Genomic DNA, 16,612 nt, shown 5'->3' on the forward strand with positions numbered 1-16,612 from the left:
GGGGGTGAGCACGCCCCACGTGCCCGCCGGGGTGGGGGGGGGGCGGGGGTGGTGGGCCCGGGGGCGGGGGGGGCCCGCCCCCCCCCCCCCCCCCGCCGGCCGCTCCTGCCCGGGCGCCGGCGCAGCCGCCCCGACCGGCGCCGGCTCGACCGCCCCGGGGACGTCGCTGGCACCGCTCAGCGGGCCCGTCTCGTCGGGATCGGGGACCAGCTGGCTGCGCAGGTAGCGCAGCGTCACCGTGATGATGGCGATGACCGGGACGGCCAGGAAGGCCCCGACGATCCCGAAGAGCGTGCCGCCGATCGTGACGGAGCTGAGGACCACCACGGGGTGCAGGGCGAGCGTCCTGCCGACGAGGAACGGCTGCAGGACGTTGCTCTCCAGCTGCTGCACGAGCAGCACGATGCCCAGCACGATGAGCGCCTGGACCCAGCCGAGCGTCACGAGGGCGATGAGCACGGCGAGGATGCCGGTGACGATCGCCCCGACGATGGGGATGAACCCGGCGAAGAAGATGAGCACGGCCAGCGGCAGCCACAGCGGCACGCCGACGATGAGCAGGCCGAGCCCGATGAAGACGGCGTCGACGAGGGCGACGGCCGCCTGGGACATGATGTAGCCGCGCAGGGTCTCCCACAGGCGGCCGCCGAGCTGCTCGGCGTGCTTGTGCGTGCCGGCGTCGAGCCAGCGGCGCGACCACGGCAGCATCTTGTCGCCGCCGGAGAGCACGAAGAAGGTCAGCACCAGCGCCAGGACGGCGGTGATGATCCCGGACCCGATGCTGGCCCCGACGGTGCTGACCCCGCCCACGACGGTCAGCGCGATGTTCTGCGCGTTGTTCTGCAGCTCGGTGATGCCCTGGTCGACGAGGTTCCCGATCTCGTCGTTGGCCAGGTTCAGGGGCGGGCCGGTGATGAACCCCTGCAGGCTGTCCAGGCCCGCGATGGCCGAGTCGGCGATCTCCTCGGTCTGCCCGGCGATGTTCGGGATGAGCGCGGCGAAGAGCCCGCCGACCGCCACGAGCAGGGCGAGCAGGGCCACGAGGGCGGCCAGGGCCCGCGGCAGGACCGCCCGCAGCACGTGGGCCAGCGGCCACAGCACGGCGGACAGCAGCAGGGCCAGCACCAGGGGCAGGATCAGCGACCACCCGCGGGCCAGCAGCCAGATCAGCGCGGCGACGGCCACGCCCAGGATCAGCAGCCGCAGGGCCCAGCGGGAGGCCTCCGTGATGCCCCGGCCGAGGACGGCCCCGGCGTTGACGTGCTGGGGCAGCGGCTGCTCCGGGGGCTGGTGCGGCCGCTCGGTGCCCTCCTCGTGGACCTCGCGCTGCCTGGCCGCGCGGATCCGGCTCAGGCGCGCCTGCTGCTCGGCGAACGGACGGCGGCGCAGGCGGCCTCCGGGTGGTGGTTCGGGGGAACGGACGTCCTCCGCTCGCTCGCTCACGGGTGGTTCGGGCTGGTCGCTCACGCGGGGATGCTGTCAGCAACGATCCGTGGCGGCTATCCAGAACCCCACCGCGCATGCGCCCGGCACCGACCGGCGGGGGCCCGCGCCGCCGCCGGAGCCCGGTCGGCGCGCCCTCCCGGAGCGGTCAGTGCCCGCGGTCCAGCCACTCCTGCAGGTGCGGGGCCTCGTCGCCGATCGTGGTGCTCTCGCCGTGGCCGGTGAGCACGCGGGTCTCCGGCGGCAGGACGAGCAGCACGTCGCGGATCGAGGCGGTGATCGTCTCGAAGCTGGAGAAGGAGCGGCCCGTGGCGCCGGGCCCGCCGGCGAACAGGGTGTCGCCGGTGAAGACCGTCCCCAGCTGCGGCGCGTAGACGCACACCGAGCCGGGTGTGTGGCCGGGGGTGTGCAGGACGTGCAGGTCCGTGCCGGCGACGGTGACGACCTCGCCGTGCGACAGGTCGGTCGTCGCCGCGCCGTCCGGGTGGGTCAGCCGCCACACCTCGCGGTCGGCCGGGTGCAGCAGGACGGGCACCGGGTGCCCCGGAGCGGAGAACCGCTGCGCCAGCTCCGGGGCGCGCCGGACGTGGTCGTCGTGGGCGTGGGTGGCCAGCACCGCCAGCAGGCGCCGCCCGCCGACGACGGCGGCGATCGCGTCCACGTCGTGCGGGGCGTCCAGGACGACGCACTCGCGGTCGTCGCCGACGACCCAGACGTTGTTGTCGACGTCGAACGTCTGCCCGTCGAGGCTGAAGGTGCCGGAGGTGACCAGGTGGTCGACGCGCGCGCTCACAGCACGACCACCGAGCGCAGCACCTCGCCGCGGCCCATGGTCGCGAACGCCTCCTCGACGTCGCCCTGGCCGATGCGCTCGGTGACGAAGGCGTCCAGCGGCAGGCGGCCGGCGGCGTGCAGCTCCAGCAGCGCGGGGAAGTCGCGCTCGGGCAGGCAGTCGCCGTACCAGGAGCTCTTCAGCGCCCCGCCGCGGCCGAAGACGTCCAGCAGCGGCACCTGCAGCTGCATCTGCGGCGTGGGGACGCCGACGAGGACGACGGTGCCGGCCAGGTCACGGGCGTAGAACGCCTGCCGCCAGGTCTCCGGGCGCCCGACGGCGTCGATGACGACGTCGGCGCCGAAGGAGTCGGTCAGCTCCCGCACCGCGGCCACGACGCCGTCCTCGTCCAGACCGCGCGAGTTCACGGTGTGGGTGGCGCCCAGCTGCCGGGCCCACGCCAGCTTGCGGTCGTCGAGGTCGACGGCGACGACGCGGCGGGCACCGGCCAGGACGGCCCCGGCCACGGCGGCGCAGCCGACCCCGCCGCAGCCGATGACGGCGACGGTGTCGCCGCGCTGCACGGGGGCGGTGTTCACGGCGGCGCCGATGCCGGCCATGACGCCGCAGCCCAGCAGCCCGGCCACGGCCGGGTCCCAGCTGTCCCCGAGCACGGACGTGTCGATCCTCGTCGCCTGCCCGGCGGCGACGAGCGTCTTGGGCTGGAACGCGCCGATGCCCAGCGCGGGCGACAGGGGCGTGCCGTCGGTCAGCGTCATCGGCTGGGAGGCGTTGTGGGTGGCGAAGCAGTACTGGGGCCGCCCGCGCTTGCAGGCGCGGCACTGCCCGCACACGGCGCGCCAGTTGAGCACGACCGGGTCGCCGACGGCGACGGTGCTCACGCCCTCGCCGACGGCGGCCACCGTGCCGGCGGCCTCGTGGCCCAGCAGGAACGGGTAGTCGTCGCTGATGCCGCCCTCGCGGTAGTGCAGGTCGGTGTGGCAGACGCCGCACGCGGCGACGTCGACGACGACCTCGCCGGCGCCCGGGTCGGGCACGACGACGTCGACGGTCTCGACGGGCGCGCCCTGGGCGCGCGAGATCACTCCGGGGACGGTCCAGGCCATGGCCCGACCCTAGCCGCGGGGCCCGCGCCGCCGCCGTCCGGCGCGGTGGTGCGGGCGGTGGCGCGGGCGGTGGGCGCGGCGGCCGCCGGTAGCCTGATCCGGTGACCCTCCACCTGTACGACAGCGCCACCGGCGCGGTGCGCGAGTTCGTGCCCCGCGTGCCCGGACGGGTGGGCGTGTACGTGTGCGGGGCCACGCCGCAGGGGTCCCCGCACCTGGGCCACGCGCGCGCGCAGGTCGTCTTCGACGTGCTGCGCCGCTGGCTGACCGCGGGCGGGCTGGACGTCACGCTGGTGCGCAACGTCACCGACGTCGACGACAAGATCCTGGCGAAGGCGCGCGAGGCGGGCGTGGAGTGGTGGGCGCACGCCTACCGCTACGAGCGCGAGTTCAGCGCCGCCTACGACGCGCTGGGCGTGCTGCCGCCGACGGTGGAGCCGCGCGCGACCGGCCACGTGCCGGAGATGGTCGAGCTGATCGGCCGCCTCGTCGAGCGCGGCCACGCCTACCCCGCGCCGGACGGCTCCGGCGACGTCTACTTCGACGTCCGCTCCTGGCCGGAGTACGGCAGCCTGACCCGCCAGCGGCTGGAGGACCTCGCGCCGGCGGCGGACGCCGACCCGCGCGGCAAGCGCGACCCGCGCGACTTCGCCCTGTGGAAGGGCGCCAAGGCGGACGAGCCGGCCAGCGCCTCGTGGGACACCCCGTGGGGTCGCGGCCGCCCCGGCTGGCACGTGGAGTGCTCGGCGATGGCCGGTCGCTACCTGGGCCCGGAGTTCGACGTGCACGGCGGCGGGCTGGACCTGCGCTTCCCGCACCACGAGAACGAGCAGGCGCAGTCGCGCGCGGCCGGCGACGGGTTCGCCCGGTACTGGCTGCACAACCACTTCGTGACGATGGCCGGCGAGAAGATGAGCAAGTCCCTGGGCAACGTCCTGGGGATCCCGCACCTGCTGCGCTCGCACCGGGCGGTCGTGCTGCGCTACTACCTCGTCGCCGCGCACTACCGCACGGCGCTGGAGTTCTCGGACTCCTCGCTGGCCGAGGCCGACGCGGCGTACGGGCGGCTGGAGGGGTTCGTGCGCCGCGCCGCCGAGCGCCTGGGACCCGGGGCGCCGGCGTCCGCGGCGGAGCTGCCCCCGGGTTTCGCGGAGGCGCTGGACGACGACCTCGGCACGCCCGCGGCGGTCGCCTCCCTGCACGAGGCGGTCCGCCGCGGCAACCAGGCGCTGGCCGCCGGGGCGCCGGACGCGGAGCTGGCGCCGGCCCTGGCGCGGGTGCGGGCGGGGCTGGCGGTGCTGGGCCTGGACCCGCTCGCCGAGCCGTGGGCGTCGCAGGAGACCGGCTCGGGCGCCGAGCGCCGCGCGCTGGACGCGCTCGTCGGGGCGCGGCTGGACGAGCGCGCGGCCGCCCGCGCGGCGCGCGACTTCGCGACGGCCGACGCCGTGCGCGACGGCCTGGAGGCGGCGGGGATCGTCGTCGAGGACACGCCCACCGGTGCGCGGTGGTCGCTGGAGGGTGGGCAGTAGCAGTGGCAGGCAACTCGAAGCGCCGCGGCGCGGTGAGCAAGGGCAAGAAGGGCCCCACGAGCGGCACCGGGGGCAAGAACCGGCGCTCGCTGGAGGGCCGGGGGCCGACGCCGAAGGCGACGGAGCGCACCGGCCACCCGGCCGCCGCGCGCGCCGCGCGCGCCGCGCACCGGGCGGCGACGACGAACCGCCCCGCGGGCACCGCGCCGGCCCGGCGCACCCGCTCCTCGCAGGGCGACACCGAGTGGATCGCCGGGCGCAACTCCCTCGTGGAGGCCCTGCGGGCCGGCCTGCCGATCACGGCGGTGTACGTCGCCAGCCGGATCGACTCCGACGAGCGCGTCAAGGAGGTGCTGTCGGCCGCCGGTGACCGCGGCATCCCGCTGCTGGAGGCCTCGCGCGCCGACCTGGACCGCTTCACCGACGGCGCCGTGCACCAGGGCCTGGCCGCGACGGTGCCGCCGTACAAGTACGCGCACCCGCAGGACCTGCTGGAGCGGGCGACCGGCTGGGGGGTGCCGCCGCTGGTGGTCGCGCTGGACGGGGTGACCGACCCGCGCAACCTGGGCGCGGTGGTGCGCTCGGCGGCCGCGTTCGGCGCGCACGGCGTCGTGGTGCCCGAGCGCCGCGCGGCGGGCATGACGGCCTCGGCGTGGAAGACGTCGGCGGGCGCGGCGGCCCGCGTGCCGGTGGCGCGCGCGACGAACCTCACCCGCACGCTGCAGGAGTACCAGCAGGCCGGGCTGTTCGTCGTCGGCCTGGACGCCGACGGCGACGTGGAGCTGCCGGAGCTGCGGCTGGCGGACGGCCCGCTGGTGGTCGTGGTCGGCGCCGAGGGCGCGGGCCTGTCGCGGCTGGTGCGCGAGACGTGCGACCAGGTGGTCAGCATCCCGATGGCGGCCTCCGTGGAGTCGCTGAACGCCGGGGTGGCCGCGGGCATCGCGCTGTACGAGGTGTCCCGGCACCGCTGAGCCGCTGGCGCGGGTGCCGTCCGAGCAGGGTCCGATCGACGAGGGGGTGCGGGGTGGCTGAGCCCCGCTGGCTGTCCGCGCAGGAGCGGCGGGTGTGGCTGCGCGTCAGCGCGCTCATCGAGCTGCTGCCGGCGGCGCTGGACGCGCAGCTGCAGCGCGACGCGGACCTGACGATGACGGCGTACCTGACGCTGGCGATGCTGTCGGAGGAGCCGGACCGGCGGCTGCGGATGAGCGAGCTGGGCGCCCGCTCCAACGCCAGCCCCTCGCGGATGTCGCACGTCGTGGCGCGCCTGGAGCGCGACGGCTACGTGCGCCGCGAGCGCAGCCGCGAGGACGGGCGCGGGCAGGTCGCCGTGCTCACCGACGCCGGCTGGGACAAGGTCGTCGCGACGGCGCCCGGGCACGTGGAGCGCGTGCGGGAGCTGGTGTTCGACCCGCTGGAGGGCGTCGACGTCGAGCAGCTGGACCGCGCCGCGCGCCGGCTGCTGGAGGTCCTGGACCCGTGCTCCCGGTTCGCGGCGACGGCGATGGCCCGCGACATGGACGGCCCGGAGGACGCTGCCGGGTCCCGCGACGAGGACGGGGCCCCCTCCGCCTGAGCGGTGGGAGCCCCGTCACGGGCGGCGCCGTCCTCAGACGCCGCCCTCAGACGTGGTCGCGCCAGCTGTGCTGCGGCTCGTAGCCGAGCAGCCGGCGGGCCTTGTCGATGCTCAGCAGGGTCTCGTGCTCGCCGAGCTCGCGGCGCACCTCGACGTCCGGGTACACCTGCGCCATGAGCTCCGCCGAGGAGCGGCTCATGACGGTGTCGGCGTTGGCGATGACGAACACCTCGACGCCCGGGCCGGTGCGCTGCAGCGAGCGGCGCACGGCCTGCGCGCCGTCGCGGGCGTCGATGTAGCCCCACAGGTTCCACCTGCGCAGGTGCGGGTCGGCGTCGAAGGAGGGGAAGGCCGCGTAGTCCTCCACGTGCATGACGTTGGAGAAGCGCAGGCCCGTCATCGTCAGCTCCGGCTGCCACCGGCAGAAGTGGTGCGCCATCTCCTCCTCGAGCGCCTTGACGAGGGAGTAGGTGGACTCGGGGCGGACCCGGTACTCCTCGTCCAGCGGCGCGTACGGCGGGGGAGCGCTGTCGAAGGGCAGGCCGAGCAGCGTCTCGCTGGAGGCCCACACCACGTTCCGCACCCCCGCGGCGCGGGCGGCGTCGAAGACGTTCCAGGTGGCCGCGGAGTTGTTGCGGAACGTGGCGGAGTTGCTCGTCAGCCCGGGGGCGGGGACCGCCGCCAGGTGCACGACGCCGTCGAAGGGGCCGGGCCGCTCGTCGGTGCGCCCGGCGATCGCCTCGACCACCTGCCCGTGGTCGGTGAGGTCGATCCGCGCGAACTGCGCGTCGTCGTCCTCGCGCAGCGTCGACGGTCGCACCTGGTCGAGCGCGAGCACCGACCACCCGTGGTCGAGCAGGTCGCGCAGCACGACGCGGCCCAGCTTGCCCGCGGCGCCGGTCAGCGCGACGCGGGGCTTGGTCTGGTCGGTCAAGGGTTCTCCTCGGGCAGGGGGTCAGTCGTCCGCGACGACGCGGATGGCCTGGGTGTCGACGCCGAGCACGGCGCGCTCGTCGGGTTTGCCCGGCAGGACGGCCTCGACGTAGGAGTGCACGGCCTCGTCGAGGCCGACGTCGCGCCCGGCGCGCTCGGACAGGTACCAGCGGTGCTCGAGCACCTCGTGGAACAGCTCGGGGCCCTCCAGCTTGCCGCGCAGCTCGCGCGGCACGGCCCGCTGCACGGGCTCGAAGACCTCGCCCATCCAGTCGTGGGCGACGATCTCCTCGTCCTCGTTCTGCCGGTCGGCGGCGGCCATGTAGGAGTCGAGGTCGTTGAGCAGGCGGCGGGCCTGGTTCTCCTCGGCGTCCAGGCCGGTCAGGCGCAGCAGGCGGCGGGAGTGGTGGCCGGCGTCGACGACCTTGGGCTCGATGCGCACCGACGTGCCGTCGATGTCGGTGGTGATGGCCAGCTCGCCGACGTCGAAGCCGAGGTCGTTCAGGCGCCGGATGCGCGCCTCGACGCGCCAGCGCTCGCCCCGCTCGAAGGACTCCGGCTCGGTCAGCTCCGACCACAGGGCGCGGTAGCGGGAGATGATGCGGTCGGAGATGGCGATGACGTCGTCCATGTCGACCTCGAGCGCCCCGCTGGCCACGACGTCCATGAGCTCGCCGGCGATGTTGGTGCGCGCCACGTCCAGGTCGTACTCGCGCTGGCCGGTGGACAGCTCGTCGTACAGCTCGCCGGTCTCGGCGTCCACGAGGTAGGCGGCGAAGGCGCCGGCGTCGCGGCGGAACAGCGTGTTGGACAGCGACACGTCGCCCCAGTAGAAGCCGGTCAGGTGCAGGCGCACGAGCAGCACGGCGAGGGCGTCGACGGCGCGCTTGGCGGTGTCGGGGCGCAGCGTCTGGCTGTAGAGGGCCCGGTAGGGCAGGGAGTACTGCAGGTGCCGGGTGATGAGGACGGAGTTCAGCGGCTCGCCGTCGCGGTCGGCGCGGCCGGTGATGACGGCGACGGGGGAGACCGAGGGCACCTCGAGCCGGTTGAGCAGGCGCAGCATGCGGTACTCGCGGTGGGCGATCTCCGCGTTCGTCTCCTTGACGGCGATGACGCGGTTGCCGATCTTCACGAAGCGCACGACGTGCCGGCTGATGCCGCGCGGCAGGGCCGCGAGGTGCTTGTCGGGCCACTCCTCCAGCGGCACCTCCCACGGCAGGTCCAGCAGCTCGGGGTAGGGGCGGGCCGCGGTGATCTGCAGGGACTGCGCGGCCGCCGTGCGGGACGCGGCGGTGCCGGGCGCGGTCGTGCCGGGGGTCGTGGTCGGCGTGCTCACGCGCTCATCCTCCCAGGAGGGGCGGGGGACCGGGGTTCCAGCGCGCGGCAGGGCCGCCACCCCGCGGGGTGACGGCCCTGCCGCGTGAGCGCGAGCGCGTCAGGCGGTCGCCTCGATGCGCTGGCCGGTGTTCTGGTCGAACAGGTGCACGTGGCCCTGCTTGGCCGTGAAGTGCACCGTCGAGCCCTTCTCCGGGGGACGGCGGCCGTCGACGCGCGCGATGATCTGGTGCGCGTCGCGGCCCGGCTGGGCCAGCGAGCCGTAGATGTAGGCGTCGGCGCCGAGCTCCTCGACGACCTCGACCTGCACCGGCAGGCCCGTGGAGGACAGCTCCAGGTCCTCCGGGCGCACGCCCAGCGTCATCTTGTCGCCGGAGGCGGCGAGGGCGGAGCGCTCCACCGGGTGGACGGTGTCGCCGAACTGCACGCCGCCGTCGACGGTGTCCAGGGTCAGCAGGTTCATGGCGGGGGAGCCGATGAAGCCGGCGACGAACACGTTGTTCGGGTGGTCGTACATGCGGCGCGGGGTGTCGACCTGCTGCAGCAGACCGTCCTTGAGGACCGCGACGCGGTCGCCCATCGTCATGGCCTCGACCTGGTCGTGGGTGACGTAGACGGTGGTGACGCCGAGGCGGCGCTGCAGGGACGCGATCTGGGTGCGGGTCTGCACGCGCAGCTTGGCGTCGAGGTTCGACAGCGGCTCGTCCATGAGGAAGACCTGCGGCTGGCGGACGATGGCGCGGCCCATGGCCACGCGCTGGCGCTGGCCGCCGGAGAGGGCCTTCGGCTTGCGGGTCAGGTACTGCTCGAGGTCGAGGATCTTGGCCGCCTCCTGCACGCGGCGCTTGATCTCGTCCTTGGGGGTGCCGGCGATCTTCAGGGCGAAGCCCATGTTGTCGGCGACCGTCATGTGCGGGTACAGCGCGTAGTTCTGGAAGACCATCGCGATGTCGCGGTCCTTCGGCGGGACCGTCGTGACGTCGCGGTCGCCGATGAGGATGCGCCCGCCGTTGACGTCCTCGAGCCCGGCGAGCATGCGCAGGGAGGTCGACTTGCCGCAGCCGGAGGGCCCGACCAGCACGAGGAACTCGCCGTCCTCGATGTGCAGGTCCAGGGCGTCGACGGCCGGCTTGTCGCCGCCCGGGTAGATGCGCGTGGCCTTGTCGAACGTGACCGTAGCCATGTCGTGTGCGTCCTCTCCACCGGCAGGTACGTGCCGGACGATCCGTCGTGGATGGACCCGGCCGCGTGCGGCGCCCGGGCGCTCTTCGGTTGTGCCGGGACGGGGATCGCCTCAGGCGGACGGCCTGGGAGTCACCCGCGACTCCGACCCCGCGGCGCCGTCGCCGTGCGGTCGCGGCGTCGCGGTGCAGCGATGGTGCACCAGGAAAGCGCTTGCGTCCAGGGGTGTGACCCAGTCCACACGCCCGCCGGGCGGCGCCGGGCGCCCGGTCGCGGGGCCAGACTGGCCCCGTGGACCTGGAGGAGACCAAGCTGCCGGGCGTCGGCCTGCGCCACGACTTCACGACCTCGCGCGGGCGCCGCGTGGGCGTGGTGTCCCAGCGCGGCGGCGAGCGCGAGCTGCTGCTGTACAGCGAGGACGACCCGGACGCCTGCCAGGCGGTGATCGACCTGGAGGCCGACGAGGCCGAGGTGCTGGCCGAGCTGCTCGGCCAGCCGCGCGTCGTCGAGCGGCTGGCGCGCCTGCGCGAGCAGGTCGAGGGGCTGGCCACCGAGGGGGTCTACATCGAGGCCGGCTCGCCCTACGCGGGCCGGACGCTGGGCGACGCCGCCGTGCGCAGCCGCACGGGCGCCTCCGTGGTGGCCGTGGTGCGCGCCGGGGAGGTCGTGCCCTCCCCGCGGCCCTCGCACGTGTTCGAGGTGGGGGACAAGGTCGTCGTCGTGGGCACCGCCGAGGGCGTGCGGGCCACGGCCGAGCTGCTCGCGCGCGGCTGAGCCGCCCGTGCACACGGCGGCGCTGCTCGTCGAGCTCGGGGCGGTCGTCCTCGGGCTCGGGCTCCTGGGGCGGCTCGCCGGCCGGGTGGGCGTCTCGCCGGTGCCGCTGTACCTGCTGGCCGGCCTGGCCTTCGGCGTCGGCGGGATCCTGCCGCTGGACGCCCCCGAGGAGTTCCTCGACGCGGCCGCGGAGGTCGGCGTCGTCATGCTCCTGCTGCTGCTGGGGCTGGAGTACACCGCCGGCGACCTGCTGGGGAACCTGCGCCGGCAGGCCCCCGTCGGCGTCCTCGACCTCCTGCTCAACGGCCTGCCCGGCGCGGCGGTGGCGCTGCTGCTGGGCTTCGGGCCGGTCGGCGCGCTGGCCATGTTCGGGGTGACGGCCATCAGCTCCTCGGGGATCGTCGCCAAGGTCCTGTCCGACCTGGGCCGGCTGGGCAACCGGGAGACCCCGAGCGTCCTGGGCGTCCTCGTGCTGGAGGACCTGCAGATGGCCGTCTACCTGCCGGTGCTGACGGCCGTCCTGGCCGCCTCCAGCGCCTGGGCGGCCACCCGCTCCGTCCTGATCGCCCTGGCGTGCCTGGTGGCCGCGTTCGTCGTGGCGCTGCGCTGGGGCTCGACCGTGTCCCGGTTCGTCTCCGGCGGCTCGCGCGAGGTGACGCTGCTGCGGGTGCTGGGCCTGGCCCTGCTGGTGGCCGGGATCGCCGAGGCGCTGCACGTGTCGGCGGCCGTGGGGGCGTTCCTGCTGGGCATCAGCCTGTCCGACGACCTCGACGAGGACGCCCGCCGGTCCCTGGAACCGCTGCGGGACCTGTTCGCGGCCGTCTTCTTCGTCTCCTTCGGCCTGAGGACGGACCCGGCGGTCCTGCCGCCCGTGCTCGTCCCCGCGGTCGCCCTCGTGGTCGTGGGGATCGCCACCAAGCTCGTCACCGGCTGGGTCGCCGCGGCCCGCGCCGGGGTGGCCGTGCCCGGGCGCGTGCGCGCCGGCGCGGCGCTGGTACCGCGCGGGGAGTTCTCGATCGTCATCGCCGGGCTGGCCACCGCGGGCGGGGTCGACCCGCGGCTGGGCGCCCTGGCCGCCGCCTACGTCCTGCTGCTGGCGGTCCTGGGCCCGCTGCTGGCGCGCTGGGCCGACCCCGTCGGACGGGCCTGGGCGCGCCGCCGGCGGGCCGCCGCCGTCCGGGCCTGACGCTCCGCGCCCCGGCCCGCGGGGGTCGCCGGCGGGTCAGCCGCGCAGGTCGGCCAGGGCCGCGAGCAGCGCCGCGACCTCCCGCGGGTCGGCCACCCGCGCGCCGGCGGCCGTCTCGCCCTCGCCCACCTTCACGCCCAGGTCCCCGGCCGCCGGGTCCAGCACCGCGAAGGCGTCCTCGTCGGTGACGTCGTCGCCGGCGAAGAACACCGCCTCCACGGGCGCGCCGTCGGCGGACAGGCGCTCGCGCAGCCGCCGCAGCCCGCCCCCCTTGCCCAGCGGCACCGCGCCGATCTCCACGACCTCCTTGCCGCGCAGCGCGTGCGCGCCCGGCAGGGCCGCCGGCCCGGCCAGCGCCGCCTCCGCCGCCTCCTGCGCGACGGGCCGCTCGGCGGTGCGGGTGTGCAGGACCACCGACATCGGCTTGCGCTCCACCCGCACCCCCGGGTGCGTCGCGGCGATCGACTCCACCCGGTCGACCAGGCGCTCCAGCAGGGCCGCCTCCTGCGGCGACAGGGCCGCCGCACCGCCCTCCAGCGAGCTCTGCGTGCCGTGCCCGCCCACCAGCACCACCCCGGCGGGCGGCTGCGCGCACGCCGCCAGGTCGTCGATGTCCCGCCCGGAGACCAGCGCGACGTCGGTGCGGCCGGGGTCGACGAGGCGCCGCAGCGCCTGCGCGGCCTCCGGGGTCGCGCGCGCCGCGGCGGGGTCGTCGACGATCGGGGCCAGCACGCCGTCGAAGTCGAGCGCGACGAGCACCCGCCCGCGCGCGGCGAACCCCTCCAGGCCGGGCACGGTCACCGGGACGCCCGCGCCGCTCACGCCGCTCACTCCGTCGCCTCCTCCGCGCTGCGCGCGATCTCCGCCGCCTTGGCCGTCCGGTCCCCGGGCACGTGCTCGGCCAGCGCGTCCAGGAACGAGGCCGCCCACCGCTGCACGTCGTGGTCGGCCACCCGCCGGCGCAGGGAGCGCATCCGCCGCCCCGCCTCGCGCGGCGACATGCGCAGCGCCTTGACGATCGTGTCCTTGAGCCCGGTGATGTCGTGCGGGTTCACCATGAGCGCCTGCCCGAGCTCGTCGGCCGCGCCCGTGAACTCCGAGAGCACCAGCACCCCGCGCTCGTCGTGGCGGGAGGCCACGTACTCCTTGGCGACGAGGTTCATCCCGTCGCGCAGAGCCGTGACGAGCATGACGTCGGCGGCCAGGAACAGCGCCGCCATCTCCTCGCGGCCGTAGGAGTGGTGCAGGTAGTGCACCGCGGTGTTCGCGATGGTCGAGTGGGTGCCGTTGATGCGCCCCACCGTCACCTCGACGTCCTGGCGCAGCTGCTGGTACTGCTCCACGCGCTCGCGGCTGGGGGTGGCCACCTGCACCAGCGAGGCCTCCGCGACGTCGATGCGCTCGTCGTCCAGCAGCTCCTCGAACGCCTTGAGCCGGTGCAGGATCCCCTTGGTGTAGTCGAGCCGGTCCACGCCCAGCAGCACGTGCTCGGGGTTGCCCAGGTCCCGGCGGATCTCCGCCGCGCGCGCCCGCACGTCCTCGCGCTGGGCCAGCTCGTCCAGGGCCGCGAAGTCGATGGAGATGGGGAAGGACGCCGCCCGCACCTCCCGGCCGCCCTCGGCGTCCAGCCGCACCCGGCCGGCGCGCGCCGGCAGGTTGCTGGTGCGCCGGCAGGCGCGGGCGAAGTTCCCGGCGTCGGCGGCGCGCTGGAAGCCGATGAGGTCGGCGCCCAGCAGGCCCTCCACGATCGCCTTGCGCCACGGCAGCTGCGCGAAGATCTCGAACGGCGGGAACGGGATGTGGTTGAAGAACCCGATCGCCAGGTCGGGGCGCAGGCGGCGCAGCATCCGCGGCACCAGCTGCAGCTGGTAGTCCTGCACCCACACCGTGGCGCCCTGCGAGGCCTGCTCGGCGGCCGCCTGCGCGAACCGCTCGTTGACGCGCACGTACGCCTCCCACCAGCTGCGGTGGTAGCCGGGCGCGACGATCACGTCGTGGTACAGCGGCCACAGCGTGCCGTTGGAGAAGCCCTCGTAGTAGTCCTCGACCTCCTGCTCGGACAGGCCGATCGGCACGCAGCGCACGCCCTCCGCGTCGAAGGGCTCCGGGGCGTCGCCGGGGGTGCCGGCCCAGCCGACCCAGGCGCCGTCCTCGCGCTGCATCACCGGTTCCAGGGCGGTCACCAGGCCGCCGGGGCTGCGCCGCCAGGACGTCGAGCCGTCCGGTTCCTCCACGCGGTCCACGGGGAGGCGGTTGGCCACCACCACCAGGTCGTAGTCGCCGGCCATCGGGGAGTCCTCCTCGGGGTAGCTCGCGGCGACCCTACCCGCCGTGCCCACCGCCCACCCCTCGTGAGCGCCCCGCGCACCGCCCGCGCACCGCCCGCGCACCGCCCGCGCACCGCACGGGCACCGCCCGTCCCGGGGGCGCCGAGCGCCGGGGCGCCCGCGGCCCGCTGCCGTACCGTGGTGGTCGTGGTCACCCCCTACCCGCGGTCGCCGGACACCGCGCCCACGCGCGCTGTCCCGCGGGACGGCGCCGCGCCCGGCGCGGACGGCCACCCGCGGGAGGGCCACCCGCAGGACGCGACCACCGGCTGGGGCGCCCGCGCCGGCGGCCACCCGCTCGAGCCGGGCTCGCGGCTGGGCGCCTACCGCCTCGACCACGTCGTCGGCGAGGGCGGCATGGGCGTGGTGTGGCTGGCGCTGGACGCCGAGCACCGCGCCGTCGCGCTGAAGGTGCTGCGCCCGCACATCGCCGCCGACCCCTCGGCCCGCCACCGCCTGGCGCGCGAGGTCGCCACCCTGGAGCGGGTCCGCTCCCCGCGCGTGGCCGAGGTCCTCACCGCCGACGTCGACGGCCCCTTCCCGCACCTGGTCACCCGGTACGTGCCCGGCAAGCCGCTGGACGCCGTCGTGGAGGCCCGCGGGCCGCTGCGCGGGACGGCGCTGCGCGACCTCGGGCACGGGCTGGCGGAGGCCCTGCGCGCCATCCACGCCGCCGGTGTCGTGCACCGCGACCTCAAGCCCGGCAACGTCCTGCTGCTGGACGGCCTGCCCGTCGTCATCGACTTCGGCATCGCGCACGTGGCCGACGACGTGCGCCTGACCTCGACCGGCCTGGTGATGGGCACCCCCGGCTACCTGTCGCCGGAGGTCGTCGCCGGCGGCGTCGTCTCGGCCGCCACCGACTGGTGGGGCTGGGCGGCGACCGTCGCGTACGCGGCCAGCGGGCGCCCGCCCTTCGGCCGCGGGCCGATGGAGGTCGTGCTGGACCGGGTGCGCCGCGCCGACGTGGACCTGACCGGGGTGCCCGCCCACCTGCGCGACGCGGTGGGCTCGGCGCTCGCGGTCAACCCGGCCCACCGGCCCGCCCCCGACGACCTGCTCGCCGCCCTGGACGGCGCGACCGGCGCCGCCGGCGCCACCACCGGCGGGGCGCGCCCCGCCGCCGGTCCGCCCACGGTGGTCGTCGACCCCTCCTCGGCGCCGCTCCCAGGGGCGCCGGCCGGTGCGAGCCCGGAGCCGCCGCGCTCGCGCTTCCACGCGATCATCGAGGACCCGCACGAGGCGGCCACCCGGCAGCACCCCGTCGTCCCGCCCGCGGGCCACGACCCCCGGGGCACCGGCGACCACGCCGCGGACCGCACCACCGTGCTGCCGCCCGTGCGCGACGCCGGGCCCACCCGCGCCGTCCCGGGCCCGCCGCCCGCCCCGCCGGGCCGGTGGGGCCAGCGCCCGCAGCCGGCCCAGCAGGCCCAGCAGGCGCCCCCCGGCTGGATACCGCGCGTGCCGGGCCCGGACGCCGCCCGCGCCCCCGCGCCCCAGGGCCCGCCGGGCGGGCCGGCCGCGCGCGCCCCGCGTCCCGGGCCCGCCGCCCGGCCGATGGGCACCGACGGCCAGCCGGCCCGCCCGCAGCGCACGTGGACCCTGCTCGTCGGACTGCTGGCCCTGCTCGGGGTGATCGCCGTCGCGCCCACCGCCGGGGCGATCACCGCGGTCGCGCTCGGCGTGCTCGCCCGCACGGTCGACCGCGCCGCGGCCCGGCTGTTCCGCCGCCGCTGGGAGGCGGGCCCGCGCGCCAGCGACGCCTGGGCGGTGGGCCTGAGCGCCCCGTGGCTGGTGCTGCGCGCGGCGCTGTCGACGGCGCTGGCCTCGGTCGTCCCGCTGCTGGTGGCCGCCAGCGTCGCCTTCATCGGCGGCAGCGTCACCGCGAGCGCCCCCGACCGGCCGCTGCTCCTGGCCCTCGGCGGCCTCGCCGGCCTGCTGACCGCGTGGTGGGGGCCGGGCAGCCGGTCCCTGCAGCGCGGTGCCCGCGCGGCCGTGCGCGGCGTCCTGCGCGGGGAACGCGAGACCGGCGCCGCGCTGGCCGTCCTGGGCCTGGTGGCCGTGGCGTCCCTCGTGGTGGTGCTGGGCGGGACGAGCCCCGACTGGTGGCCGCTGCCGGGCTCGCCGTTCACCACCTGGTGACGTCCTCGGCGCGCGGGGACCTGCGCTCCGTGCTTGTCTAGAAGTCGCCTGCAACCCGACGGGCTTCTCGACCGGGTCCGTCCCGCGAGGGCCGGCAGGCACCACCCGTCCGACCCCGCCGGGGCGCGACCCGTCACGCACCACGACGGGAAGGACGTCCCACGGCCTCGCACGACCCCCACCGCCCCGACACGGGCAGCACCGCCGGCACCTCCGGCACCACCCGGACCGCCGCCGACCGCGGTTCCGTCGTCCGCGACGACCGCCGCGCCGCCCCCGGCGGCCTGGC

14 protein-coding genes are annotated in these 16,612 nt (G+C 76.3%); 6 read left to right on the top strand and 8 right to left on the bottom strand.

Annotated features, from left to right (window positions below):
- The 3 genes from AB8M62_RS16415 to AB8M62_RS16425 form a co-directional block, all read right to left on the bottom strand.
- Window positions 1-1,467: AI-2E family transporter (locus AB8M62_RS16415; protein ID WP_369070231.1), on the bottom strand; the 1,467-nt coding region annotated here is incomplete at its 3' end.
- A gap of 124 nt (window positions 1,468-1,591) precedes the next feature.
- On the bottom strand, window positions 1,592-2,236 hold the full coding sequence (locus AB8M62_RS16420; RefSeq protein ID WP_369070232.1) for an MBL fold metallo-hydrolase: 645 nt from the start codon (window positions 2,234-2,236) through the stop codon (window positions 1,592-1,594).
- The gene (locus AB8M62_RS16425; protein ID WP_369055545.1) at window positions 2,233-3,342 is read right to left on the bottom strand and encodes an S-(hydroxymethyl)mycothiol dehydrogenase; all 1,110 of its coding nucleotides are present in this window, start codon (window positions 3,340-3,342) and stop codon (window positions 2,233-2,235) included. The genes AB8M62_RS16420 and AB8M62_RS16425 overlap by 4 nt, the downstream gene beginning before the upstream one ends.
- Window positions 3,343-3,443: 101 nt before the next feature.
- On the opposite strand from AB8M62_RS16425, the gene cysS reads away from it, so the two are divergent.
- The 3 genes from cysS to AB8M62_RS16440 are packed head-to-tail and all read left to right on the top strand — an operon-like array spanning window position 3,444 to window position 6,444.
- On the top strand, window positions 3,444-4,871 hold the full coding sequence (gene cysS, locus AB8M62_RS16430; protein ID WP_369070233.1) for a cysteine--tRNA ligase: 1,428 nt from the start codon (window positions 3,444-3,446) through the stop codon (window positions 4,869-4,871).
- 2 nt (window positions 4,872-4,873) lie between these two features.
- Entirely contained in the window at window positions 4,874-5,842 is a 969-nt protein-coding gene (rlmB, locus tag AB8M62_RS16435; RefSeq protein WP_369070234.1) for a 23S rRNA (guanosine(2251)-2'-O)-methyltransferase RlmB, read from the top strand.
- 53 nt (window positions 5,843-5,895) lie between these two features.
- Entirely contained in the window at window positions 5,896-6,444 is a 549-nt protein-coding gene (locus tag AB8M62_RS16440) for a MarR family winged helix-turn-helix transcriptional regulator (protein WP_369055548.1), read from the top strand.
- Window positions 6,445-6,490: 46 nt separating this feature from the next.
- On the opposite strand, the gene AB8M62_RS16445 is transcribed toward AB8M62_RS16440, so the two are convergent.
- From AB8M62_RS16445 to AB8M62_RS16455, 3 genes are all read right to left on the bottom strand, one after another.
- Window positions 6,491-7,378, bottom strand: a complete 888-nt coding sequence (locus tag AB8M62_RS16445; RefSeq protein ID WP_369070235.1) for an NAD-dependent epimerase/dehydratase family protein — start codon at window positions 7,376-7,378, stop codon at window positions 6,491-6,493.
- A gap of 21 nt (window positions 7,379-7,399) precedes the next feature.
- A complete protein-coding gene (locus tag AB8M62_RS16450; RefSeq protein WP_373694975.1) occupies window positions 7,400-8,713 on the bottom strand; it encodes a DUF4032 domain-containing protein in 1,314 nt (437 codons plus the stop codon).
- 99 nt (window positions 8,714-8,812) lie between these two features.
- Complete coding sequence (locus AB8M62_RS16455) at window positions 8,813-9,895, bottom strand: ABC transporter ATP-binding protein (protein ID WP_369055550.1); 1,083 nt, start codon at window positions 9,893-9,895, stop codon at window positions 8,813-8,815.
- Window positions 9,896-10,185: 290 nt separating this feature from the next.
- Between AB8M62_RS16455 and AB8M62_RS16460 the strand changes: the two genes are divergently transcribed.
- Both AB8M62_RS16460 and AB8M62_RS16465 read left to right on the top strand, forming a co-directional pair.
- On the top strand, window positions 10,186-10,668 hold the full coding sequence (locus AB8M62_RS16460; RefSeq protein WP_369055551.1) for a cation:proton antiporter regulatory subunit: 483 nt from the start codon (window positions 10,186-10,188) through the stop codon (window positions 10,666-10,668).
- A gap of 7 nt (window positions 10,669-10,675) precedes the next feature.
- Entirely contained in the window at window positions 10,676-11,854 is a 1,179-nt protein-coding gene (locus AB8M62_RS16465) for a cation:proton antiporter (RefSeq protein WP_369055552.1), read from the top strand.
- Between the two features lie 36 nt (window positions 11,855-11,890).
- Here AB8M62_RS16465 and otsB read toward each other — a convergent pair whose 3' ends face one another.
- Together otsB and AB8M62_RS16475 are read right to left on the bottom strand one after the other, a co-directional pair.
- Window positions 11,891-12,685 carry a trehalose-phosphatase gene (otsB, locus tag AB8M62_RS16470; protein WP_369055553.1) on the bottom strand — a complete coding sequence of 265 codons (795 nt, stop codon included), beginning with the start codon at window positions 12,683-12,685 and terminating at the stop codon, window positions 11,891-11,893.
- Window positions 12,682-14,142, bottom strand: a complete 1,461-nt coding sequence (locus tag AB8M62_RS16475; RefSeq protein WP_369055586.1) for an alpha,alpha-trehalose-phosphate synthase (UDP-forming) — start codon at window positions 14,140-14,142, stop codon at window positions 12,682-12,684. Before AB8M62_RS16475 ends, otsB begins: the two co-directional genes overlap by 4 nt.
- Before the next feature lie 186 nt (window positions 14,143-14,328).
- Here AB8M62_RS16475 and AB8M62_RS16480 point away from each other — a divergent pair, with 186 nt between their 5' ends.
- The gene (locus tag AB8M62_RS16480) at window positions 14,329-16,323 is read left to right on the top strand and encodes a serine/threonine-protein kinase (protein ID WP_369070237.1); all 1,995 of its coding nucleotides are present in this window, start codon (window positions 14,329-14,331) and stop codon (window positions 16,321-16,323) included.
- The last annotated feature ends 289 nt before the right edge of the window (window positions 16,324-16,612 follow it).

Source organism: Kineococcus terrestris (genome assembly GCF_041020755.1).
GTDB lineage: Bacteria > Actinomycetota > Actinomycetes > Actinomycetales > Kineococcaceae > Kineococcus > Kineococcus terrestris.